This is a genomic window from Phenylobacterium sp. (genome assembly GCF_004799515.1).
GTDB lineage: Bacteria > Pseudomonadota > Alphaproteobacteria > Caulobacterales > Caulobacteraceae > Phenylobacterium.
The window spans coordinates 114,253-135,149 of the sequence record NZ_SSMX01000054.1 but is presented as its reverse complement, the minus strand read 5'-3'; the positions used below and the strand labels follow the sequence as shown (position 1 = coordinate 135,149).

The 20,897-nt window shown below is 69.9% G+C and carries 22 protein-coding genes and 1 tRNA gene; 11 read left to right on the top strand and 12 right to left on the bottom strand.

The window, feature by feature from the left end:
- Nucleotides 1-120: 120 nt before the first annotated feature.
- Entirely contained in the window at nucleotides 121-576 is a 456-nt protein-coding gene (locus tag E8A49_RS22030; protein ID WP_293386446.1) for a DUF3576 domain-containing protein, read from the bottom strand.
- Nucleotides 577-975: 399 nt separating this feature from the next.
- Here E8A49_RS22030 and E8A49_RS22025 point away from each other — a divergent pair, with 399 nt between their 5' ends.
- Entirely contained in the window at nucleotides 976-1,308 is a 333-nt protein-coding gene (locus tag E8A49_RS22025; RefSeq protein WP_293386445.1) for an NtrZ family periplasmic regulatory protein, read from the top strand.
- Here E8A49_RS22025 and E8A49_RS22020 read toward each other — a convergent pair.
- On the bottom strand, nucleotides 1,298-1,960 hold the full coding sequence (locus E8A49_RS22020) for a thiamine phosphate synthase (protein WP_293386444.1): 663 nt from the start codon (nucleotides 1,958-1,960) through the stop codon (nucleotides 1,298-1,300). The genes E8A49_RS22025 and E8A49_RS22020 overlap by 11 nt on opposite strands.
- On the opposite strand from E8A49_RS22020, the gene E8A49_RS22015 reads away from it, so the two are divergent.
- Nucleotides 1,944-2,600, top strand: a complete 657-nt coding sequence (locus tag E8A49_RS22015; RefSeq protein WP_293386443.1) for a YggS family pyridoxal phosphate-dependent enzyme — start codon at nucleotides 1,944-1,946, stop codon at nucleotides 2,598-2,600. The two genes, E8A49_RS22020 and E8A49_RS22015, sit on opposite strands and share 17 nt — an antisense overlap.
- Here the strand turns inward: E8A49_RS22015 and E8A49_RS22010 are convergent.
- Complete coding sequence (locus E8A49_RS22010) at nucleotides 2,597-3,061, bottom strand: hypothetical protein (protein ID WP_293386442.1); 465 nt, start codon at nucleotides 3,059-3,061, stop codon at nucleotides 2,597-2,599. The genes E8A49_RS22015 and E8A49_RS22010 overlap by 4 nt on opposite strands.
- A gap of 268 nt (nucleotides 3,062-3,329) precedes the next feature.
- Between E8A49_RS22010 and E8A49_RS22005 the strand changes: the two genes are divergently transcribed.
- Nucleotides 3,330-3,695, top strand: a complete 366-nt coding sequence (locus E8A49_RS22005) for a DoxX family protein (protein WP_293386441.1) — start codon at nucleotides 3,330-3,332, stop codon at nucleotides 3,693-3,695.
- On the opposite strand, the gene E8A49_RS22000 is transcribed toward E8A49_RS22005, so the two are convergent.
- The gene (locus E8A49_RS22000) at nucleotides 3,692-4,261 is read right to left on the bottom strand and encodes a TetR/AcrR family transcriptional regulator (RefSeq protein WP_293386440.1); all 570 of its coding nucleotides are present in this window, start codon (nucleotides 4,259-4,261) and stop codon (nucleotides 3,692-3,694) included. The genes E8A49_RS22005 and E8A49_RS22000 overlap by 4 nt on opposite strands.
- Nucleotides 4,261-4,737: a L,D-transpeptidase family protein gene (locus E8A49_RS21995; protein ID WP_293386538.1), complete on the bottom strand. Its 477-nt coding sequence runs from the start codon at nucleotides 4,735-4,737 to the stop codon at nucleotides 4,261-4,263. Before E8A49_RS21995 ends, E8A49_RS22000 begins: the two co-directional genes overlap by 1 nt.
- Nucleotides 4,738-4,842: 105 nt before the next feature.
- Between E8A49_RS21995 and E8A49_RS21990 the strand changes: the two genes are divergently transcribed.
- Nucleotides 4,843-5,526 carry a response regulator transcription factor gene (locus E8A49_RS21990; protein WP_293386537.1) on the top strand — a complete coding sequence of 228 codons (684 nt, stop codon included), beginning with the start codon at nucleotides 4,843-4,845 and terminating at the stop codon, nucleotides 5,524-5,526.
- A 5-nt stretch (nucleotides 5,527-5,531) separates the two neighbouring features.
- Here the strand turns inward: E8A49_RS21990 and xth are convergent, their stop codons facing one another.
- The 3 genes from xth to E8A49_RS21975 all read right to left on the bottom strand — a co-directional run bounded on the left by xth (nucleotide 5,532) and on the right by E8A49_RS21975 (nucleotide 8,053).
- Nucleotides 5,532-6,338, bottom strand: coding sequence for an exodeoxyribonuclease III (gene xth / locus E8A49_RS21985; protein WP_293386439.1), 807 nt, complete (start codon nucleotides 6,336-6,338; stop codon nucleotides 5,532-5,534).
- Nucleotides 6,339-6,584: 246 nt separating this feature from the next.
- Nucleotides 6,585-7,244, bottom strand: a complete 660-nt coding sequence (locus E8A49_RS21980) for an outer membrane lipoprotein carrier protein LolA (RefSeq protein ID WP_293386438.1) — start codon at nucleotides 7,242-7,244, stop codon at nucleotides 6,585-6,587.
- A 113-nt stretch (nucleotides 7,245-7,357) separates the two neighbouring features.
- Nucleotides 7,358-8,053 carry a ribonuclease T gene (locus tag E8A49_RS21975; RefSeq protein WP_293386437.1) on the bottom strand — a complete coding sequence of 232 codons (696 nt, stop codon included), beginning with the start codon at nucleotides 8,051-8,053 and terminating at the stop codon, nucleotides 7,358-7,360.
- A 52-nt stretch (nucleotides 8,054-8,105) separates the two neighbouring features.
- Here E8A49_RS21975 and E8A49_RS21970 point away from each other — a divergent pair, with 52 nt between their 5' ends.
- The 3 genes from E8A49_RS21970 to E8A49_RS21960 are packed head-to-tail and all read left to right on the top strand — an operon-like array spanning nucleotide 8,106 to nucleotide 9,170.
- Entirely contained in the window at nucleotides 8,106-8,360 is a 255-nt protein-coding gene (locus E8A49_RS21970; RefSeq protein WP_293386436.1) for an excinuclease ABC subunit B, read from the top strand.
- 41 nt (nucleotides 8,361-8,401) lie between these two features.
- Nucleotides 8,402-8,731 carry a metalloregulator ArsR/SmtB family transcription factor gene (locus E8A49_RS21965; protein WP_293386435.1) on the top strand — a complete coding sequence of 110 codons (330 nt, stop codon included), beginning with the start codon at nucleotides 8,402-8,404 and terminating at the stop codon, nucleotides 8,729-8,731.
- Nucleotides 8,724-9,170 carry an SRPBCC family protein gene (locus E8A49_RS21960; RefSeq protein ID WP_293386434.1) on the top strand — a complete coding sequence of 149 codons (447 nt, stop codon included), beginning with the start codon at nucleotides 8,724-8,726 and terminating at the stop codon, nucleotides 9,168-9,170. The genes E8A49_RS21965 and E8A49_RS21960 overlap by 8 nt, the downstream gene beginning before the upstream one ends.
- A 407-nt stretch (nucleotides 9,171-9,577) precedes the next feature.
- On the opposite strand, the gene E8A49_RS21955 is transcribed toward E8A49_RS21960, so the two are convergent.
- Complete coding sequence (locus E8A49_RS21955) at nucleotides 9,578-11,935, bottom strand: DNA translocase FtsK (protein WP_293386433.1); 2,358 nt, start codon at nucleotides 11,933-11,935, stop codon at nucleotides 9,578-9,580.
- Nucleotides 11,936-12,088: 153 nt separating this feature from the next.
- Between E8A49_RS21955 and E8A49_RS21950 the strand changes: the two genes are divergently transcribed.
- The gene (locus tag E8A49_RS21950) at nucleotides 12,089-12,496 is read left to right on the top strand and encodes a hypothetical protein (protein ID WP_293386432.1); all 408 of its coding nucleotides are present in this window, start codon (nucleotides 12,089-12,091) and stop codon (nucleotides 12,494-12,496) included.
- A 7-nt stretch (nucleotides 12,497-12,503) separates the two neighbouring features.
- Here E8A49_RS21950 and E8A49_RS21945 read toward each other — a convergent pair whose 3' ends face one another.
- Entirely contained in the window at nucleotides 12,504-13,364 is an 861-nt protein-coding gene (locus E8A49_RS21945) for a dienelactone hydrolase family protein (RefSeq protein WP_293386431.1), read from the bottom strand.
- Between the two features lie 328 nt (nucleotides 13,365-13,692).
- On the opposite strand from E8A49_RS21945, the gene dnaK reads away from it, so the two are divergent.
- The 3 genes from dnaK (at nucleotide 13,693) to E8A49_RS21930 (ending at nucleotide 17,066) form a co-directional block, all read left to right on the top strand.
- On the top strand, nucleotides 13,693-15,609 hold the full coding sequence (gene dnaK, locus E8A49_RS21940) for a molecular chaperone DnaK (protein ID WP_293386430.1): 1,917 nt from the start codon (nucleotides 13,693-13,695) through the stop codon (nucleotides 15,607-15,609).
- 181 nt (nucleotides 15,610-15,790) lie between these two features.
- Nucleotides 15,791-16,945, top strand: a complete 1,155-nt coding sequence (dnaJ, locus tag E8A49_RS21935) for a molecular chaperone DnaJ (protein WP_293386429.1) — start codon at nucleotides 15,791-15,793, stop codon at nucleotides 16,943-16,945.
- 44 nt (nucleotides 16,946-16,989) lie between these two features.
- A tRNA-Arg gene (locus E8A49_RS21930) sits at nucleotides 16,990-17,066 on the top strand.
- A gap of 42 nt (nucleotides 17,067-17,108) precedes the next feature.
- On the opposite strand, the gene E8A49_RS21925 is transcribed toward E8A49_RS21930, so the two are convergent.
- Together E8A49_RS21925 and E8A49_RS21920 are read right to left on the bottom strand one after the other, a co-directional pair.
- On the bottom strand, nucleotides 17,109-17,600 hold the full coding sequence (locus E8A49_RS21925) for a hypothetical protein (RefSeq protein ID WP_293386428.1): 492 nt from the start codon (nucleotides 17,598-17,600) through the stop codon (nucleotides 17,109-17,111).
- Nucleotides 17,601-17,681: 81 nt separating this feature from the next.
- On the bottom strand, nucleotides 17,682-20,801 hold the full coding sequence (locus E8A49_RS21920; RefSeq protein ID WP_293386427.1) for an autotransporter domain-containing protein: 3,120 nt from the start codon (nucleotides 20,799-20,801) through the stop codon (nucleotides 17,682-17,684).
- Nucleotides 20,802-20,897 lie beyond the last annotated feature (96 nt).

Here is a 20,897-nt window from a genome sequence, read left to right as displayed (position 1 = left end):
AACGCCTGATCCTCCCCCTTAGGGGGAGGTGGCGCGGAGCGCCGGAGGGGGTTTCAGACAGGACCGAGGGGATGACCCCCTCAGTCAGCTTCGCTGACAGCCCCCCCTGAAGGGGAGCATCTAGCCCTTGAGGTTCGAAAGCCGAAGCCGCCGGGCCTTGTCCAGGATGGCGTTTTCAAGGTCCGTCTCGGTCTGGCTGGTCGCGGGGGCGTCGATCCAGGCGCCGGCGGCGTCCTTGGTCTGCCTGTAGACCACCAGGTTTAGGCCGTCGGCGCGCAGGCGGGCGTCCAGGATGTAGACGGTGATCTTGAAGCGCTCGTTCGGCTTTTCCGGGAACGCGTACCAGTCGGTGATGATCACGCCGCCGTAGGGATCGGCCGAAGCCAGCGGCATGAAGGCCAGCGTATCCAGCGTCGCGCGCCACAGATAGCCGTTCACGCCGATCTGCACGGCGGAATCGGGATTGTTCATCTGCTTGGGCCCGGCTTTGTCGCCGCCCAGCGGGTGCATGATGTGGGAGCACCCCGCCACGCCGAGCGAGGCGACGGCCAGGGCGGTGATCGCGACGCCGCGCATCCCAAGGCCATGCATCCCAAAGCCATGCATCCGAGTACCGCGTACAAACGGCATATGTATCCGTCTCCAAGAATTCCGCCGCGCCACCTGGCGCTACGGCGCCGCCCCGCGCCGCGCCCTCTATAACAACGCCGTGTCACTCGCCAAACAGGAATCGCGTGGCCCTATCGCCACAGGCGGCGAGGTTCTTCGACGCATGTCGCGGATGTGACAGCCCTGTGGTTGACGTGCGCGCCGGCCCATCTGTAATCGACCTCCACCGTGAAAACTCCCGGAGCTTGCTCTGGGGGTGCGATTGCGGCGCGCAAGGGCTATATGTTGGGCATGTCCGTCCGCAGGTTTGCAATGCTGGCTTCTGCGGCCGCTCTCCTAGGGGGCGGCGCGGCTCAGGCTGCGACCGTGCCGGTCGCCGCGACGCCCGCCGCCGCCCAGGTCAATTCGATGGATTTCACCGTCCACTCGGACAACACTCCCGGCGCGCCGGGCGGCCAGGTTCTGAAGTGGGACGCGGCCAAGAGCCGCTGGGGCGTGACCTTCAGCGTCCAGCAGCCGGACACCCGCCAGACCACCCTCAACGACATCCAGGCCGGCGCCTATTACAAGATCACGCCGGCGCTGCGGGTCGGCGGCGCCTTCGCCTTCGGCACCGAGCCGATCGCGGCGGGGCCGAAACCGAACACGCCGGACAACACCCAACCGCGCGTGCAGCTCGAGACCAAGTTCAAGTTCTAGGGGCTCGGTCCCCAAAGGCGTCCACCGCCGCCAGACCCGCCAGGCCCGTATCCTTCAGGAGGCGGGCTTTTTTGTTGTCCACACCGCCCAGGCCGATGACCGGCCCGCCGGCCCGCCGCGCCAGGATCGCCAGGCGCAGGGCCCCGAGCGGCGCGCCGGCTGAGGCGCTGCGGCTTTCGAACACCGCGGAGACCGCTACGGCGTCGGCGCCATAGGCGAGCGCCTGTCGCACGGCGCGGGCCGAATGCGCCGCCGCCGTGACGATCCAGCGCGGATGGGCCGCCTTCAGCCGCCGCGCCCGGTGCGCCAGGCGTTCGGGCAAGTGAACCCCCGCCGCGCCAATCCGCGCGGCCAGGCGATCGTCGGCGCCGACCAGCAGGACCAGGCCGCGGGCGCGGGCGACGGCCGCCAGCGCCAGTCCCCGCGCATCGGCGTCCGCCGCTCCGAAGGCGCGGAACACCACGCCCGTTCCTCGCGGCAGTCGCCGGACGATGGCCTCAGGCTGCGGCGTGCGGACAGGATCGGTGAAGAACAGCAGGAACGGCGGAGCCCGCCCCCGGCCCAGCCCCTTCCGGATAGCGGCGCGGCGCCCTAGGAACTGGGCCGTCCGCTCCAAGGTCCAGAACCCGCCCGAGATGGCTGAGCCTCCCACTGCCTACTCCGATGTGTTGGCCCGGATCGCCCGCGCCGCGCAAGCCGCCGGGCGTGCGCCGGGTGACGTCACCCTGGTCGCGGTCTCCAAGACCCAGCCCTGGGAGGCCGTCCAGCCGGTGCTGGCCGCGGGCCAGAGGGTGTTCGGCGAGAACCGGGTGCAGGAGGCGCAGTCGCGCTGGGAAAGTGACCGGGGCGAGATCGTCCTGCACCTGATCGGCCCCCTGCAGACCAACAAGGCGGCCGACGCGGTGGCCTTCTTCGACGTCATCGAGACCCTGGACCGCGAGAAGCTGGCCCGGGTGCTGGCCGACGAGGTCCAGAAGCAGGGTCGCAAGCCCCGCCTCTACGTCCAGGTGAACACCGGCGAGGAGCCGCAGAAGGCCGGCGTCATTCCCGCCGAGGCCGACGGGTTCATCGCCGCCTGCCGCGGCGCCTATGGCCTCGAGCCCGAGGGGCTGATGTGCATCCCGCCGGCCAGCGAACCGGCGGGGCCGCACTTCGCCCTGCTGGGCAAGATCGCCGCGCGCAACGGCCTTTCGAAGCTCTCCATGGGGATGAGCGGCGACTTCGAGACCGCCATCGCCTTCGGCGCCACCAGCGTGCGGGTGGGCTCGGCGGTGTTCGGGGCGCGGACCTAACCCGCCTGCAGGCCCGCCGCCTCGGCGGAATCGAAGGGCTTGAGGTCCGGCTCGACCCAGGCCCGCCGCGCCGCCACCGAGAACAGCGAGGTCTTGCTCCAATAGGCGAGCGGCCAGTCCGAACGGCCGAGCGGGCTTTCCAGCAAGGCGGTCGCCACCTCGCAGAGCGGCCGTCCGGGCCGCTGCGCGGCGAGGAACGCCCGGGCGGCGGCCAGCGAGGCCAGGGTGATGGTCTCGTGGTAGCCGCCGGCGTCGGTGTTGGGCACGCCGGTGGCCGCGTTGTAGGCGCGGATCAATTCGGGCAAGCGCGCCTCCAGCCGCCAGTCCGGCCGGTGACGCATGAGCCATAGCGCCGCGGCGAAATGCGCGGCGTGGGTCCATTCCGCCTTGGGCAGGGTCCGGTAGATCACGCCAAGGCCGATGCGGTCGATGTCCGCGTCGCTGTCGAAAGTCGTGGGCACGGTAGGCTCTCCAAGGAGCCGGACCTGCGGAGCGCCGAACCCCGCCGGTGCGGCGGGGTTTGCGTGACGTCTGCGGACTCTAGAGCGAGTTCAGACCAGCCATGCGCGCCCACGCCGCCCGAAGGCGGTTCTGGTTCTGCTGGGCGTTTTTGCGGGCGCGGGCCATGGACCCTGGATGCGGTCCCATAGCGCGCCTGTCAACGGCCCAGCTTGACGCCCTCGTCGGTGTGATATCTATATCACCTTGAAGTTCATAGGAGAGGCCGACGTGATCTGGACTGTTTCGACCTATGCCGGGCGAGCGCTGATCGCCCTTCTGTTCATCCTGGCGGGGATCGCCAAGGTCACCGGCCCCAAGCCCTTCCTCGACCACATGGCGCAGCACAATGTCCCCGGCGGACTGCTGCCGCTGGTGGCGCTCTTGGAGGTGGGCGGCGGCCTGCTGGTGCTGAGCGGCTGGCAGGCCCGCTGGGCAGGCCTGGCGCTCGCGGCCTTCTGCGTCGCCACCGCCTTCGTCTTCCACCTGGACTGGACCGACAAGGCCGAGCGGACTCTGTTCTTCAAGGACCTGGCGATCGCCGGCGGCCTCTTGACGGTGGCCGCGCTGTCGGCCCGCGCCAAGGGTTCGATCTAGGCGGTTTCGCCGGTCCGCAGGCCCGAGACGATCCGGACCAGCTCGGCCAGCCCCTCGGCGTCATCCAGGCCCATGTCGGCGAATTCGCCCTCGGCCACGGCGTCGGCGAGCCGCTCCAGTTCGAACAGCTGGGTCGCGATATCGGCGACCTCGCCGCGGCCGTACCAGTTGCGGATCCACTCGACCTGCCGCAGCCGGGTCTGCGCCCGGGCGGCGCGAACCTGCGGGTTCTCCAGCGAGAGCTGCCGCAGGCTGCGGCGGAACCCCAGATGCTGGCGGTGATGCGCGATCGCCACGTCGACCAGCGCCTCCACCGGCGCATCCTCAGCCATCAGCCGTTCCACTGCCGCCTTCTCGGCCTCCTCCCACGCACGGTAGGCGGCGATGAAGATCTCGGTCTTGTCCTTGTACCAGCGGTAGAAGGTCTGTGGCGCAAAGCCCGCGCGGCGGGCGATCCGGTTGGTGTCTGTGCCGGCGAAGCCGTGGGCGTTGAACTCGGCCATGGCCGCGGCGCAGAGCTTCGCCGCCGTGGTCTCGCCATCGGCCTGATCCGCGCGCCTGGCCATCAGCCGCCGCGGATCTCGACCGCATCGCCAGGCCGGGCCTCGGCCAGGAGGGCCTCCAGGTCGGGCCGCGCCAGGGCCACACAACCCTCGGTGGGCGAAAAGTCCGGCCGCGCCAGGTGCAGGAAGATGCAGGAGCCCATCCCCGGCTTCGGCGGATCGTCGTTGTGGCCCAGCACCACCACCAGGTCGTAGACGCCGTCGTCGCGCCACATGGCCTCCTGGCTCGCCGGATAGGGCCGCTTGACCGGACGGTTGTAGGCCGGATCGTCCGGGGCGTCGCACCAGCCGTCGTCGGGCGCGATCGGCGCGGCCGGGATCGCGGTCCGCGGCGAGCCGCCCCTGTCCGGCCGATAGAGCAGCCGGCGGATCGGCCAGACGCCGGCCGGCGAGGCGCCGTCGCCCTCGCGCTTGTCGGCCGCGGGCGTCACGCCGCCGCGGCCCAGGGCGCAGCGAATCCCGCGTCCATCGAGGCTCATTTCGCCCTCGCCGTCCTTCGCGCCGGCCCTGGCGGTGAAGATCACGCCTCAAATCCCCAAATGTCTTTGCCCGCGGGCCGCAACCCGGTGCATGTTCCTATCCCCATGGCGCAACGCAAGACCCTGCTCATCGTCGACGACGACGTGGACCTGCGCGGCGCGGTCGCCGAGCAGTTGCAGGCCGAGGACTTCGACACCCTGGAGGCCGCCACCGCCGCCGAGGGCGTGCGCCTGGCCCAGACCGAGCGGCCCGACCTGATCCTGCTCGACCTCGACCTGCCGGACTTCGACGGCCGCGAGGCCTGCCGGCGGATGCGCGCCAGCGGCGTCGCCACCCCGGTGATCATGCTGACCGCCGCCGGCGCGGACGAGGACACCGTCCAGGGCCTCGACGCCGGCGCTAACGACTATGTGGTCAAGCCCTACAAGTTCGCGGTGCTGCTGGCGCGCATCCGGGTTCAGCTGCGCGACTACGAGCATTCCGAAGGCGCGGTGTTCCGCCTGGGCGCCTATGAGTTCCGGCCGGCCGGCAAGATGCTGATCGACCCGCAGGGCAAGAAGATCCGGCTCACCGAGAAAGAGACCAACATCCTGAAGTACCTCTACCGCGCCGGGGAAAAGCCGGTGTCGCGCGAGGAGCTGCTGGCCGAGGTCTGGGGCTACAACGCCGGCGTCACCACCCACACCCTCGAAACCCACGTCTACCGCCTGCGTCAGAAGATCGAGAGCGACCCCGCCAACGCCAAGCTGCTGCTGACCGAAGCCGGCGGCTACAAGCTGGCGCCGTAGAAGTCCTACAGCCCGAAATCCGCGCTCACCGGCGCGTGGTCGCTGGGGCGTTCCCACTCGCGCACGTCGTCGTGGATGCGCGCGGCGGCTGAGCCCTGGCGGAAGGCCGCGTCGCGCAGGCCCGGGGTCACCAGGATGTGGTCGAGCCTGAGGCCGCGGTTGGAGACCCGGAAGTCCTGGGCGCGGTAGCTCCACCAGGAGGCCAGCTTCTGCGGCTCCGGATAGGCCTCGCGGGTCAGGTCGATGAAGCCGAGCGAGGCGTGCAGCTTGGCCATCGCCTCGATCTCGACCGGCGTGTGGCTGACGATCTTGGACATGTATTTGTGGTTCCAGACGTCGTTCTCGCCGGGGGCCACGTTCAGGTCGCCGACGATGGCCAGCGGCGCCTTGGGGTCGCGCTTGGCCAGTTCGGCGGTCAGCTTCTCGTAGAAGTCGAGCTTGTGGTCGAACTTCGGATTGACCTCGCGGTCCGGGACGTCGCCGCCGGCCGGGATGTAGAAGTTGTGGATCTCGACACCGGCCACCGTCGCGCCGACGCAGCGGGCGTGGCCCTCGCGGCAGACGTCCAGCGCCGGGGCGTCCTCCAGCGGCAGGCGCGAGGCGATGGCCACCCCGTGCCAGCCCTTCTGGCCGGCGATCTTCAGGTGCGGCAGGCCCATCTCAACGAAGGCCTCGCGGGGGAACTCGCCCTCGCGGCACTTGATCTCCTGCAGGCAGAGCACGTCCGGCGCCTGTTCGGCGACGAAGCGGGCGGCCTGCTCATGGCGCAGGCGCACGGAGTTGACGTTCCAGGTGGCGATCCGAAGGCGCATGCGGCTCCTTAAGCGGGGCGGTGGGCGATGGGAATGGGGCGACGCGGTTGGGGCAAAAAGAGACGCCCGGGCACTGGAGAAGCCCGGGCGTTCAGTTGTCTCTCATGCCGCCGCCGGGAGGGGATAGGTTCCGGCACGGATCCAAGGGCGCGTGCGCGCGCTCCTGGCGTAGTGACATCAAAGCCACAGGGCTTGTGAAAGTCAAGCGGAGATAATTTATGGCTTGATCGTGACGAATTCGTCACATCAGGGGCGAGCCGCCGACATGGCGGAGTGCGGGTTGATCAGGACGAACAGCGCCGGGTCGAGGCCTGAGGCGCGCTGCAGGCCGCTGATGCGGATCTGGGTCGTGCGCCCTTGGGCGTCGGTGACCGTCCAGCCGGTCAGGGCCATGGGCGCATCGGTGAAGGTCAGGCTGATCTGGCCGGCGGTGTCGCGCTTGCCGTCGCGGGCGGTGACGGTGAAGCCGTCGGCGGCGTGGCTGACGCGGGTCACCTGCACGCCCTTGTCCAGGCGGATGGTCTTGGCCAGGAACAACGACAGCGGCGTCGCGCCCAGCGGATAGGCGGTGAAGGTGTCCAGGCGCTTGTCCTGCACGATCACCCGGCCGCCGTCGGAGACCACCAGCAGGCCGGAGGGTGGATCGTAGGCGAAGCGCGCCTTGCCGGGCCGCTTCAGGAAAAGCTCCCCCTGGGTGGTGGCGCCGCGCGCGTCGGTCTGCACGAAACGGCCCTTGGCCTCGGTCAGGTCCTGCAGATAGGCCACAGCCTTGTCGACCAGCGCCCGGTCCTCGGGCGACAAGGCCTGGGCGGGCGTGGCCGCGCAGGCGGCTACCGGCGTCAGGGCGGCGGAGGGCAGGATCGCCGCGGCGGCGGCCATCGCCAGCAGGGCGCGGCGGGAAAGCATGGGTCGGATCCTCATGGCCGGGAAGGTGGCGGTCCGGCGTGGCGGCGGCAAGGCGTTTGGCCGCCTAAACGCTCCGGATCGTCAGAAGGCGCCGGTGCGGCTGGGCGCCAGCGTCAGCCGCGCGCGGTCCGGCGCGCCATTGCCGCCCGGACAGCCACGGGCTTGAACTTCAGGTCGTAGCAGACGCGCACCCCGCTCAGGGCGTCCTGGTCGTCGCGCTGGCTCTGGATGAAGATCTCCTCGGCGGTGAGCCAGGGGTTCTTGCTCACGAACGCGGCGCGCACCGCGCCGGCGGTGAGGCCGTTCGCGGGGATGGTCTCGATCCGCGGGACGACGATCCTGTCGTAAAGCGCCGAGGCCTGGCCGAAATAGGCCTGCGGCGTGGCCCAGGCCGCGCAGGTCCCGTGCGCCTGCCACTCGTGCTGAAGCAGCACCGGCGAGGGCGTGCGGCAGTACATCGACCGCACCGTGGCGACGTCCAGCGCTCCGGCCGGATGGCAGAAGCGCGGATAGGGCGGATGCGCCCCGTCGGGCCACAGGCCGTGCAGGGTGAAGCCGAGCGGCCGGCCGCATTCCATCTCCTTGGCCGTGGCCCCGGCGCCGCCGGCGCGGCACCATTCGGGCGTCCAGGTCAGCGCCAGGACGTAGGCGGCGACGGGGACGCCGCTCACCACCTCCCGGGCCGGCGGGTCGAGAACCGGCGAGGGCGCAAGACCGGGCGGCGGAGTGCAGGCCGGCGCAGCGGCGAGGGCGGGGGTGGCCGGACCCGCTAGGACGGCGGCGGCGAGACACAGGGGCGAAAGGCGCATGGCCCACTCCGGATCGGCGCAACGGACGGGCCCTATGCTACGTTGCTGCGCCATGGACGCCATCGCAAAGCTCGAAGCCCGCGAGGCCGAGGCCCGCGCCGCCGGCGACGTGGAGACCGCCGACTTGCTGGCCGACGCCATCGCGCGCCTGCGGTCCGGCGAGAGCCCGCTCACCGAGCAGCAGCCCGGACGCATGGGCCTGGGGACCAGCCAGGAAGACTACCGCCGCGATCCGCCGCGCCAGCTTCCCAAAAAGCCGGACCCGATGACCAAGGGTCACCGGCCGGGCGGCCGCCGAAGCCGTTGAGCGCGGCTTGACATGCAAGTATTTGCTTGCATATAAGCGTCATGACCGACGACATGGACAGGGTCTTCAAGGCGCTGGCGGATGCGAGCCGCCGGGCGCTGCTGGACGATCTCTTCCGCGACCCCGGCCAGACCCTGGGCGCGCTCGCTTCGCGCCTCGCCATGACCCGCCAGGCGGTGAGCCAGCACCTGGCGGTGCTGGAGGCCGCGGACCTGGTCGCCACCGTCAGGCGGGGCCGAGAGAAGCTGCACTACCTGAACCCCGTGCCGATCCATGAGGCCCACGCCCGCTGGATCGCCAAGTTCGAACGGCCGCGGCTCGACGCCCTGGCCGCGCTGAAGCAACGCCTCGAAGGAGACGACCATGGATAAGCCTAGCTTCGTCTATGTGACCTATATCGTGACCACGCCGCAGAAGGTCTGGGACGCGATTACCGACGCCGAGCTCAGCGGCGCCTACTGGCAGCGGAGCAACGTCTCCGACTGGAAGGTGGGTTCGGCATGGACGCACGGGTTCGCGGGCAAGCCCGCCGATCTGGTCGGCGAGGTGCTGGAGACCGACCCGCCCACGCGCCTGGTGCTGAGCTGGACGCCCGCCTCGCAAGTCGGGAACCCTGAGCGGACCAGCCGGGTCGCCTTCGACATCGAACCGCTAGGCGAGAAGGTCCGGCTGACGGTGACCCACACGGAGCTGACCCCGGAGGGCCTGAAGGACATTTCCCAAGGCTGGCCCGCGGTGCTGGCCAACATGAAGACATATCTCGAGACGGGCCGACCCATGCCGGACGCGTTCGGGGGGATTCATGGGTGAGGTGCGGGTGTGCAACCAAGGTCGAGGCATGAACCCGCGGACTGCGGCTTAAATCTCATGGCGGCCAGTTTGCTTCCGGGCCTGGGCAACTCAAGGACGACGCGGAGCGTCGCCGCGATGCGGCCGGCCAAGGGCCGGTCCTTGACTTGCCCAGGCCCGGAAGCTCGCATCATCCATGAGATCCAAGGCGGAGTGGCGCCTGGAGATGGCCACGCCGACCGCTCTTTCCCCATCGGTGTCATCCCGGAAAGCGCGCAGCGCTTGTCCGGGACCCATACGCGTCGGCGGCGGTGAGATCGTAAGGCGGCGGCGATGTGCGTCTTCCCCGGCGCCGCAGCGTCTATGGATCCCGGTCTTCGCCTGCGGCGAAACCGGGATGACACGGCGTCAAGGGCAAGCAGCGCCCCCTACGGCGCGGCGCTGACCAGGATCTCGCGTTTGCCGGCGTGGTTGGCGGGGCCGACGACGCCTTCCTGCTCCATCCGCTCGATCAGCGAGGCGGCGCGGTTGTAGCCGATCTGCAGGCGGCGCTGGATGTAGCTGGTCGACGCCTTGCCGTCGCGGGTCACCACGGCGACGGCCTTGTCGTAGAGGTCGTTGCCGCCGCCCTCGCCCTCGCCGCCGAAGCCGAAGTCGCCCTGCTCGGCGTCCTCGTCCGGCGCGGCGGTGACCTCCTCCAGGTATTGCGGCTGGCCCTGCTCGCGCAGGAACTTGGCCACCGCCTCGACCTCGCCGTCGGAGACGAAGGGGCCGTGCAGGCGGGTGATCCGCCCGCCGCCGGCCATGTAGAGCTGGTCGCCCTGGCCCAGCAGCTGCTCGGCGCCCTGCTCGCCCAGGATGGTGCGGCTGTCGATCTTGGAGGTGACCTGGAAGCTGATCCGGGTCGGGAAGTTGGCCTTGATGGTGCCGGTGATCACATCCACCGAGGGGCGCTGGGTGGCCATGATCAGGTGGATGCCGGCGGCCCGCGCCATCTGCGCCAGGCGCTGGACGGCGCCTTCGATGTCCTTGCCGGCCACCATCATCAGGTCGGCCACCTCGTCGATGACCACGACCAGGTAGGGCATGGGCTCGGGGGTGATCTTCTCGCTCTCGTAGATCGGCCGGCCGCCGTCGTCGAAGCCGGTCTGGACGGTCCGCTCGAAGTGCTCGCCCTTGGCGGCGGCCTCCTTGGCGCGCTCGTTGTAGGAGGCGACGTTGCGCACCCCGATCTTCGACATGCGGCGGTAGCGGTCCTCCATCTCGCGCACGGTCCACTTGAGCGCGACGATGGCCTTCTTCGGGTCGGTGACGACGGGCGCCAAGAGGTGCGGGATGCCGTCGTAGACACTGAGCTCCAGCATCTTCGGGTCGATCATGATCATCCGGCACTGGTCCGGCGGCAGGCGGTAGAGGATCGACAGGATCATGGCGTTGACGCCCACCGACTTGCCCGAGCCGGTGGTGCCGGCGATCAGGAGGTGCGGCATACGCGCCAGGTCGGTGATGTAGGGCTCGCCGCCGATGGTCTCGCCCAGCGCCATGGGCAGGCTCTGGCCGCCGCGCTCATACTCGGTGGAAGCGAGCAGGTCGCGCAGGTAGACGGTCTCGCGCTTCTGGTTGGGCAGCTCGATGCCGATGGCGTTGCGGCCCGGCACCACCGAGACGCGGCAAGCCGCGACGCTCATGGAGCGGGCGATATCGTCGCTGAGCGCCACCACGCGGGCGGACTTCACGCCGGCGGCCGGGACCAGCTCGTAGAGGGTGACCACCGGGCCGGGGCGGATCTGGTCCACCTGGCCGCGGACGCCGAATTCGGCCAGCACGCTCTCCAGCAGCTGGGCGTTCTGGCGCAGCGCGCCCTCGTCGAACTGGGCGGCCCGCGGCTTGGGCTTGGCCAGCATGGAGAGCTCCGGCAGGACGAAGCCGCCGGGCCGGACGAACTCGAAGGTGGACTGCGCCTCGCGCTGCTCGCGCGGGCTTTCCTTGGGCGCGGACTTGGGCGCCTTGACCTTGGGGCCCTCGCCCAGCTCGGTGGCGAGGACGGGCGCCGGATCCAGGGCGGCGTCGGCGATGCCGGCCTCGCGCCGCTCGCGGGCCGAGACCTTGGGGGCGCGCTCGGCCTTTTCAGGCTTGGCGGCGACCAGCTTGGGTTTGGGCGTCAGGATCACCGAGAGCCAGTCGCCGAAGCCGTGCAGCTCGGCGCGGCGCAGGCCGATGGCGTAGCCCAGGGCGGCCAGGCCAACGGCCAGGAAAGCGGCGGCGGCGATCGGCTGGGCGAACGGCAGGTGGGCGTAGGCCAGAAGGCGGGCGAGGCCGCCCAGCAGGGCGTCGCCCCAGAGGCCGCCGAGGCCCTTGGCGAGCGGCCAGGCGGCGGGCGGCGCGGGCCAGGCGAGCGCTGCGGCCAGGGCCAGCACGCCGCCGGCCCCGGCCAGGGCGCGCAGGCGCAGGCGGCCGCGTCCCGCCGCGGGATCGCTGGCCACGGCCCGGCAAAGGCCCAGCACCACCATGGTCAGGGCGGCGAGCCCGCAGGCCAGGCCCAGCGACTGCAGGAAGAGGTCGGCCAGGGTCGCGCCGGGGCCGCCGAGCGCATTGGTGGGGCGCGCCAGGTTGGCGGCGTTCAGGCTGGGATCGGCGGGGTTGTAGGTGGCGAAGGCCACGGCCAGGCCCGCGCCGGCGGCCGCGGTGACGCCGCCGCGCAGGCGCGCCGCGCCCGGGTGCGACCAGGCGAGGTCCGCGATGTGCCAGACCAGGGCCATCCCGGTCTTCCGCGCCGTCCGCGCCATCCCTCGAAACTCCAACTCAAGCCCGCCGGCAAATCAGCCGTCTCATGTTCGCTTGCGGCATGTTTGGCGTCCGGATGGTTAACCGGCATTTACTTGGCCGCCCCCGCCGCTTCGGATTTGCGGGCGGAAGGCGCCGGAAGTAGGGTCCGCGCCATGCAATGGTCCATGCCGCATCGCGTCCTGCAGGTGGTCGCGGGCTTTATCGTCCTGGTGGCGCTTTCGGCCTTCACGCTCGGGGTGGTCAACGTCCCGTCGCACGGGCGCATGCCGGGCCAGAAGGCGGCGGGCGCCGTCGGCGCGGCCCCGCTGGTGGCCGCCGACGCCACCCCGCTGGGCGCCGACCGCATCGAAGGCGCGGCCCAGCCCCGCGAACTGACGCCCGAGGAGAAGGAGCGCCTCGAGGCGGAGAAGGAAGCCAAGGAAGAGGCTGACGAGGCCGCTAAGGCCGCCGCCGAGACCGCGCCGCCCGGGGTCGCCGCCCCGGCCGCGCCCGCAGCGCCGGCTGGCGCAGCGCCGACGGAAGCCCCGCCGGCGCCCCCGCCCGACGAGGCCCCGCACTAAGCGCGCATCACGCGACCCCGTGGGCCTTGAAGAAGGCCAGCATCTTCGGCCAGGCCTCCGCCGAGGCCTTGGGATCGTAGCTCGTTCGGTAGTCGGCGAGGAAGCCGTGCTGGCTGTCCGGATAGACGACGATCTCGGCGCTCTTGCCGGCCGCGGCGAGCGCTTTGCGCATGTCGTCGATATCCTGGGCCGGGATGCCCTTGTCCTGGCCGCCATAGAGGCCGAGCACCGGGCATTTCAGGTCCTTCACGCCCTCGAAGGGCGAGACGCGCGGATAGGACGCGGGCTTCAGCGGCCCGTACCAGGCCACGCCCGCCTTGAACTCCGGATAGACTTCGCAGCAGCGCCAGGTCGCCCCGCCGCCCCAGCAGAAGCCGGTGACGCCCAGGCGCTTCATGTCGGCGAAGGGCTGGGCGGAGAGGTATTTCAGCGAGGCGGTGGTGTCGGCCAGCACCTGCGCCTCGGGCGTGGCCTTCACGATGTCCATCACCACCTTCATGTCGGTGGTCTTCGATGGGTCGCCGGCGCGGACGAAAAGGTCGGGGGCCAGCGCCACATAGCCGGCCTTGGCCAGCCGGCGGCAGATGTCCTTGACCCACTCGTGGACCCCGAACACCTCGGAATTGACGAACACGACCGGGTGCTTGCCGGCCCCCGCCGGCCGCGCGAGGTAGCCGGGGATCTTGCGGTCGGCGCTCTGGATCTCGACGGTCTCGGCGACGAGGCCCACCGTGTCGGTGGTGATCGTCTCGGCCTCCGCGGAAAAGGCCGCCACGGCATAGCCGCCGGCCAGGGCCAGCGCGATGGAGCGCCGCGTGATGTCGAGATCGCCGGTCCAATTGCCGTCGGCGCGGGTGAGAGTGACCAAGGAAACCTCCGGGACAGGGCTGTTTTCTGTTAAGCCGACACTGCCGCGCCCGGCGTCCGCCGTCAAAGTGACGGTGTAAGCTGACCGGCCCGGAGTCTTCTCGGACTCCCGTTCTGACTCATGTGCTTGGCGCGATTGGAGAACTTTCACCCTTGCGGGCGCGGCTAGTTTCCCCATATCGGCTGGCGACGCTGGGTTCCTTGGTAAGGAAACCGCCTTATAGGAAACCCAGCTGAGACCTGATCGAACCGGGGACGTTGCAACTTCGGGGCGCTTCCCAAGAAGGCCTCCCGCCACGTCCGCCAATTAGGAGCGAGCTAGACTCTCTATGAGCAAGATTATCGGTATCGACCTCGGCACGACCAATTCCTGCGTCGCCATCATGGATGGCAAGACGCCGAAGGTGATCGAAAACGCCGAGGGCGCGCGCACCACGCCATCCGTCGTCGCCTTCCTGGAGGACGGCGAACGGCTGGTCGGCCAGCCGGCCAAGCGCCAGGCGGTGACCAATCCCGCCAACACCCTGTTCGCCATCAAGCGCCTGATCGGCCGCCAGATGACCGACCCGATGGTGGAGAAGGACAAGGGCATGGTGCCCTACGACATCGTCAAGGGGCCGAACGGCGACGCCTGGGTGAAGGCCCAGGGCAAGGACTATTCGCCCCAGCAGGTGTCGGCCTTCATCCTGCAGAAGATGAAGGAAGCCGCCGAGCAGCACCTCGGCGAGAAGGTCGAAAAGGCGGTGATCACCGTCCCGGCCTATTTCAACGACGCCCAGCGCCAGGCGACCAAGGACGCCGGCAAGATCGCGGGCCTCGAAGTCCTGCGCATCATCAACGAACCCACCGCCGCGGCGCTCGCCTACGGGCTTGAGAAGAACGACGGCAAGAAGATCGCGGTCTACGACCTGGGCGGCGGCACCTTCGACGTGTCGATCCTGGAGATCGGCGACGGCGTCTTCGAGGTGAAGTCCACCAACGGCGACACCTTCCTGGGCGGCGAGGACTTCGACCTGCGGATCGTCGACTTCCTGGCCGACGAGTTCAAGAAGGAGCAGGGCGTCGACCTGCGCAAGGACAAGCTGGCCCTGCAGCGCCTGAAGGAAGAGGCCGAAAAGGCCAAGAAGGAGCTGTCGAGCGTCACCCAGTACGAGGTGAACCTGCCGTTCATCTCGATGAACGCCAACGGCCCGCTGCACCTCAACATCAAGCTCTCCCGCGCCAAGCTGGAAGGCCTGGTGGAGGACCTGGTGGCCAAGACCATCGGCCCCTGCGAGCAGGCGCTGAAGGACGCGGGCCTGAAGACCTCCGACATCGACGAGGTGATCCTGGTCGGCGGCATGACCCGCATGCCGGCGGTGGTCGACACCGTGAAGGCCTTCTTCGGCCGCGAGCCGCACAAGGGCGTCAACCCCGACGAGGTGGTGGCGCTGGGCGCGGCGGTGCAGGCGGGCGTGCTGCAAGGCGACGTCAAGGACGTGCTCTTGCTGGACGTGACCCCGCTGACCCTGGGCATCGAGACCCTGGGCGGCGTCTTCACCCCGCTGATCGAGCGCAACACGACCATTCCGACCAAGCGCAGCCAGACCTTCTCCACGGCCGACGACAACCAGTCGGCGGTGACCATCCGGGTGTTCCAGGGCGAACGGCCGATGGCGGCGGACAACAAGATGCTGGGCCAGTTCGACCTGGTGGGCATCCCGCCGGCGCCGCGCGGCGTGCCGCAGGTCGAGGTGACCTTCGACATCGACGCCAACGGCATCGTCAACGTCCAGGCCCGCGACAAGGCGACCAACAAGGAACAGTCGATCCGCATCCAGGCCAACGGCGGCCTCTCGGATCAGGACATCGACGCCATGGTCAAGGAAGCCGAGTCCAACAAGGCCGAGGACGAGAAGCGTAAGGCGGGCGTCGAGGCCAAGAACCAGGCCGACGCTGTCATCCACTCGACCGAGAAGGCCCTGGCTGAGCACGGCGACAAGGTCAGCGTCGACGAGAAGACGGCGATCCAGACCGCTCTCGATGACCTGAAGGGCAGTGTCGAAGGCGGCGACGCCGAGGCGATCTCCGCCAAGACCCAGACCCTGATCCAGGCGTCGATGAAGCTCGGCGAAGCCATGTACAAGGCCCAGCAGGGCGCCGGCGAAGGTCCCGCCTCCGACGCGGACGCCGCCCACGCCCAGCATGGCGAGGACGTGGTGGACGCCGAGTTCGAGGAAGTCGACGGCGACGACCACAAGAAGTGAGCGTGACAACCTGCCCTATGGCGAACTCGGACGTCTTTTGCGAAGAGATCGCCACTGGGGACGTCGCCGCCGCTTCTGCGCGACTAGGGACCCCCGCCCGCTCGGTCTTTAAGCCTTGCAGCCGGGCGGGGGTTTTCCCACCTTCTCAGCAACAGCCACACACCAAACTCCTGGCGGTTTGATGCGCGACTATTATGAAATCCTCGGGGTCGAGCGGACCTGCGACGCGGGCGTCCTGAAGACGTCGTTCCGCAAGCTCGCGATGGAGCACCATCCCGACCGCAATGGCGGTTGCGAGGACGCGGCCGGCCGATTCAAGGAAATCAACGAGGCCTATTCGGTCCTCTCCGACCCGCAGAAACGCGCGGCCTACGACCGCTTCGGCCACGCGGCCGTGAACGGTTCGGGCGGCGCCAGCGGCCCTCAGTTCCGCGACGTGGGCGACATCTTCAACGAAGTGTTCGGCGACGTCTTCGGCGAGATGTTCGGCGGCGGCCCGCGCGGCCCGCAGCGCACCGGCCCGGCCCGCGGCCAGGACCTGCGCTACGACCTGGAGATCACCCTTGAGCAGGCCTATGCCGGCGCCGAGGTTGAGATCATCGTGCCGGCGGCGCTGTCCTGCGAGACCTGCCAGGGCTCGGGCGCCAAGCCTGGGACCAGCCCCACCACCTGCAACGCCTGCGGCGGCGCGGGCCGGGTGCGCGCCACCCAGGGCTTCTTCTCCATCGAGCGCGCCTGCCCGCGCTGCGGCGGCTCGGGCCGCCTGGTGCTCGACCCCTGCGCCGACTGCCACGGCATGGGCCAGGTGCGGCGCGAGCGGACGCTGTCGGTGCGCATCCCCGCCGGCGTCGACGACGGCGCCCAGATCCGCCTGGCCGGCGAAGGCGACGGCGGCCGGCGCGGCGGCCCGCGCGGCGACCTCTACATCTTCATCTCGGTGCGCGCCCACGAACTCTTCGAGCGCGACGGCCTGGACCTGCTCTGCACCGTGCCGGTGCCCATGGCGATCGCGGCCCTGGGCGGCGAGATCGACGCGCCCTGCCTGATGGGCGGCGAGAACTGCGACGGTAACTGCAAGATCGGGGTCAAGGTGCCGGAAGGCGCCCAGACCGGCCGCACCGTGCGCCTGAAGGGCCGCGGCATGCCCTCCCTGCGCTCCCGCGACCGCGGCGACCTGGTGGTGGAGCTGTTCGTCGAGACCCCGGCCAAGCTCACCGCCCGCCAGAAGGAGCTGCTGCGCGAGTTCGCCGGCCTCTGCAGCGACCAGCAGCATCCGAAGAACGCCAGCTTCGCCGGCAAGGCTAAGACCTTCTGGGACAACGTCAAGGGCGCCTAGCGCCGGGGCGGCCTTTCGGCTAGACACACGCCTCCGCTGGATCGGCACCCGTAGCTCAGCTGGATAGAGCGTTGCCCTCCGAAGGCAAAGGTCACACGTTCGAATCGTGTCGGGTGCGCCAGCGAAATCAGAAGCTTAGATGCCGCGCCCGGCGACGGGCGCGTCAGTTCGCGGGCTTGGCGGCCGTAGGCGCAGTCACCGGCGGCGCGCATTTCCGGGTCAGCGCCAGGCCGCGCAGGAAGCCGCGCCGCGCGTAGCCGGCCGTCACCGCCTTGGCCAGCAGCTTGTCCTTCTTGCTGGCCCCGGTGAGCGTGCGCACCACCCCGCCGTAGGGCACCATGCCGCGGACCAGATCGGCGCCGGAGCTGCGGATCTTGTCGGTGCGCGACTGGGGCTCGGCCTCGGTGTCATTGTCGATGTCCGGACCCAGGAGATCGTCCAGCTGGACGAGTTCGGAGGTCAGGGCCGGGCAGGTCATGGCGGTCGGCGGCGCGTAGGGATGGGCCTCCACGGTCTGCAGCAACGGCGGAACGTCGGCGCCCGTCAGGCCTAGGCCGCTCTCGGCCCCCGACTTCACCTGCGCCTGTCCCGCGCCGGCGGCCAGCAGGACGCCTGCGGCCAGAACCCCAGAGGCCGCCGTCCAGATCCTCCGCATCGTCCTGCTCCCGCTCAGCCGATGGCCAAGCTAAGCACCACGGGCCGACGCGCGCCAGAGGCCGCCCGGGCGGGCGTGCCCCTAGAACTGCACGTGCCCGGTCAGCCGCAGGTCGTAGATGCTGAGGCCGTCGCGCTGTTCGGCGCCGGTCTCCACCGCGAAGCCGCCCGAGCCGTTCTCGCCGCGCAGCGACAGGTGCACCGCCGCGCCCGAGCCCGATATGTCCTCGGAGCTCAGCGTGAACGGGTCGCCGCCGGCCACGAACTTGGCCGTCGTGTTGCCGAGCACCTCGTTGGTCACCGAGCGGTAGCCGATCAGGGCCTCCGGACCCCAGGAGTGGTCGGGGCCATAGAGCGCGCCCACCGCGACGCCGGCGAAGGCCGACAGGCGCGAGCTGGTGCGCGAGTTGACCGCCAGGTCCATGCCGTCGCCGCCGCCGGTCTCGGTGTAGGCGCCTTCCTCCAGCCGCATGTAGTCCACGTTGACCAGGGGCCGGATGTAGGCCTTGCCCAGGTGCGCCTCGTAGCTGGCCATGGCGTGGGCGTTGACGCCCCAGGCGTTCCAGTGGCCATCGGCGGCGCGCGAGACCGCCAGGCCGTCGCCGCCCAGGACCTCGATCACCCGGGTCGAGGTGACCTGCACATAGTCGGCGCCCAGGTGCACATTGGCCGAGAAGCCGCCCTTGGTGATCCGCCAATAGACGCCGGCGTCGACCAGATTGGCGTGCAGGTCCTGCGACGGGTCGACATCGTCGGCGTAGATCTGGTTGGCGCTGGCGCCGAAGGTGGCGCCCAGGATGCCCAACGGGGTCTTCGGGACCTCGTAGCCGGCGACGGCGCCGAAGCTCCAGGCCTTGTAGCCCGGGTCGTTGTCGTGGCCGTTCTGGAACACCCCGGCGTTGGTTTCCTGCATCCAGAAGCCGCCGCCCACCGGGTCCTGCCGGTCGTCCAGCGGCCGGCTCATGGCGCCCACGCTGGCGGCCACGGTGTTGAAGATGCTGGCGGAATGGTTCGGCATCATCTGGTTGTAGAGGTTGACCAGGCCCGACTGGGTGGTCTGGGACAGGAGCGCGCTCTCCAGGCCCGCGTCCTTGCTGATGTTCGCAAGCAAGGGGGCCAGGCCCGCGGCGGTGGCCGACGGCAGGCCGAGCTGGGCGGCGGTCTTGGTCGACAGGGTGGCGTTGATCGAGCCGGTGGCCGAGTTGACGGCCAGGCTGGTGTTATAGAGGAAGGGCGAAGAGCCCAGCAGGCTGGAGGCGGAGGCGCCGACGTTCAGCTGGCCGGCCTGCACGATGTTGAAGGTCTCCGTGCCCTGCAGCACCGAGGCGACGCGGACGCCGATGGTGGCGCCGCTGGCGATGTTGGCGGCGCCGGACACGTTCAGATTGGTCGCCGTGCCGGCCACTGGGTCCGCGGTGACCACCAGGGCCGCGGCGGAGCCCATCGACAGGGTGGGCAGCTTCAGCTGGCTGGCGTCGTTGATGGTCAGCGAGCCCGTGCCGATGCTCAGCGCCAGCGTGCCGCCGGGGGCGTCCAGGTTGCCCTTCACCACCGTGCCATTGTCGATGCTGAGGCTGTTGGCGCCGGCGCCCAGGTTGATGTTGCCGGTCACCGTGCCGGCCAGGAACTCCAGCCGGTCGGCGCCGGAGCCCGTGGTGATGTCGCCGATGATCTCGGGCGCCAGCGTGTCCCCGCTCGGCAGGAACTGGATGATGTGCACGCCGCTGGTGTTGGCCGACAGGTCCATCGCCACGCTCTGGCCGGTCACCGCAGAGGAGGCGGTGAAGGTGCGGCCGGTGGCGATGATGCCGATGTTCTCGATTTCGGCGAGGGTGCCGGACTTGTCCTGGATGACGATGGCGTTCGCCGACGGGCCGGCCACCGTGGCGGTGATGTTGGCGGCGTTCTGCAGGGTGGTCAGGACGGAGGTGGCGTCGATGGTGATCGCCCGCGCGGTGATGCCGACGGCGTCGGAATTCAGCGACGCGCCGATGTCGCCCTCGTTGCGAATCAGGGGGGCGATCGTGCCGGTCAGCGCCATGGCCGTCGAATCGGCCAGCCAGGAGGTGGCGGTGACGCTCCCGACGATGTGGATGCCGCCGCTGGTGTTGACTGTGCCGCCGCCGGCGATGCCCACCTGGATGCCGGTGGAGGAGACGCCGTCGTAGACGCCCGAGGAGGCGACCGCGCCCTTGATCTCCAGGCCATAGGCGTCCGTGTCGGTGCCGACGTTGCCCAGCACGATGTTGTGTCCGGCCGTGGTGTTGCCGATCACCATCGCGGGCGCCTGGGCGCTCTGGCTGATGGTGCCTTCGACGGAGGTGATCACGCCCGTGGTGGCGTCGGTCGAGGTCGAGGCGTCCACCAGGACGCCGCCGGCGACGTTGCCGCTGACGGTGACCGCCGCGCCGCCCTGCAGCAGGTCGTCGGCGGCCAGTTCCTTCAGGAAATTCGGGTCGGTGCTGCGGGTGGTGAAGCGGTAGCCGGTCGAGCTGATGGTCCCGTTGATGTCCAGCTGGCCGCCGATGTCACCGCCGAAGTTCGCGGCCTGGGCGCCCTGGCCGGCCGTGGAGATGGTGCCGCCGAGGGTGATCGGCCCGCTGACCGAGCCGGTGGTGTGGATGCCGAAAACGTTGGTGCCCGAGGCGGAAATGGAGCCGGCGCTGATGATCTGGCCGTTGAGGTTGGTCCCGATCGAGATGGCCGAGGAATTGTCGCCCTTGATGGTGATGACGCCGGTGGCGCTGTTGTCGATGTCGCCGGTGAGCGTGCCGGTGCCGGTGACGATGATGCCGTTGCGGTCCGGGCCGCTGGCGAACGGGCCGTGCAGGATGCCGTTCTTGTCGGTGGTCGGCTGGGTGGTGTCGTCGACCTCGATGGTGGCGTTGTTGCTGATCGAGCCCGTGAGGCCGGACGTCGGGACCACCGACAGGATGGCGGTGACCTCGTTCTTGTTCTGGAACTGGATCTCGCCGTTGTTGGTGACGGAGTTGTTGCTGTCCTGGGTCACCGCCACGCCCGACGGCGGGTGGACGGTGACGCCGGAGTTGATGGTCAGGTCGCCGGTCTGCGAGGTGACCTGCGGCTTTGTGGTGCTGTCGGTGAGCGTGGTCGAGGCCGGGGGCGTGGTGGTCTGGGCGAGCGCCGGCGCGGCCCAGATCAGGGCTGAAACGCTGACCATCGCCGGCCCGAAACGCAGCACGCCGGCCCGCAGGCGACGCGCGCCACGGGGGGCCGTTTCGGCTGAACGAGTGGCGAGCGGCGAAAAATACCCAGTCATCAACTTCAACCCCTCACG

Excerpts from the sequence above, each read along its gene's own strand:
- E8A49_RS21965 (WP_293386435.1), top strand. The coding sequence starts at position 8,402 with ATGACCGACGACATGGACAGGGTCTTCAAGGCGCTGGCGGATGCGAGC.
- E8A49_RS22000 (WP_293386440.1), bottom strand. The coding sequence starts at position 4,261 with ATGGCCAGGCGCGCGGATCAGGCCGATGGCGAGACCACGGCGGCGAAG.
- E8A49_RS21975 (WP_293386437.1), bottom strand. The coding sequence starts at position 8,053 with ATGCGCCTTTCGCCCCTGTGTCTCGCCGCCGCCGTCCTAGCGGGTCCG.
- E8A49_RS22015 (WP_293386443.1), top strand. The coding sequence starts at position 1,944 with ATGGCTGAGCCTCCCACTGCCTACTCCGATGTGTTGGCCCGGATCGCC.
- dnaK (WP_293386430.1), top strand. The coding sequence starts at position 13,693 with ATGAGCAAGATTATCGGTATCGACCTCGGCACGACCAATTCCTGCGTC.
- E8A49_RS21995 (WP_293386538.1), bottom strand. The coding sequence starts at position 4,737 with ATGAGCCTCGATGGACGCGGGATTCGCTGCGCCCTGGGCCGCGGCGGC.
- E8A49_RS21960 (WP_293386434.1), top strand. The coding sequence starts at position 8,724 with ATGGATAAGCCTAGCTTCGTCTATGTGACCTATATCGTGACCACGCCG.
- E8A49_RS21980 (WP_293386438.1), bottom strand. The coding sequence starts at position 7,244 with ATGCTTTCCCGCCGCGCCCTGCTGGCGATGGCCGCCGCCGCGGCGATC.
- E8A49_RS21950 (WP_293386432.1), top strand. The coding sequence starts at position 12,089 with ATGCAATGGTCCATGCCGCATCGCGTCCTGCAGGTGGTCGCGGGCTTT.
- E8A49_RS21925 (WP_293386428.1), bottom strand. The coding sequence starts at position 17,600 with ATGCGGAGGATCTGGACGGCGGCCTCTGGGGTTCTGGCCGCAGGCGTC.
- dnaJ (WP_293386429.1), top strand. The coding sequence starts at position 15,791 with ATGCGCGACTATTATGAAATCCTCGGGGTCGAGCGGACCTGCGACGCG.
- E8A49_RS21970 (WP_293386436.1), top strand. The coding sequence starts at position 8,106 with ATGGACGCCATCGCAAAGCTCGAAGCCCGCGAGGCCGAGGCCCGCGCC.
- E8A49_RS21990 (WP_293386537.1), top strand. The coding sequence starts at position 4,843 with ATGGCGCAACGCAAGACCCTGCTCATCGTCGACGACGACGTGGACCTG.
- E8A49_RS21955 (WP_293386433.1), bottom strand. The coding sequence starts at position 11,935 with ATGGCGCGGACGGCGCGGAAGACCGGGATGGCCCTGGTCTGGCACATC.
- xth (WP_293386439.1), bottom strand. The coding sequence starts at position 6,338 with ATGCGCCTTCGGATCGCCACCTGGAACGTCAACTCCGTGCGCCTGCGC.
- E8A49_RS22030 (WP_293386446.1), bottom strand. The coding sequence starts at position 576 with ATGCGCGGCGTCGCGATCACCGCCCTGGCCGTCGCCTCGCTCGGCGTG.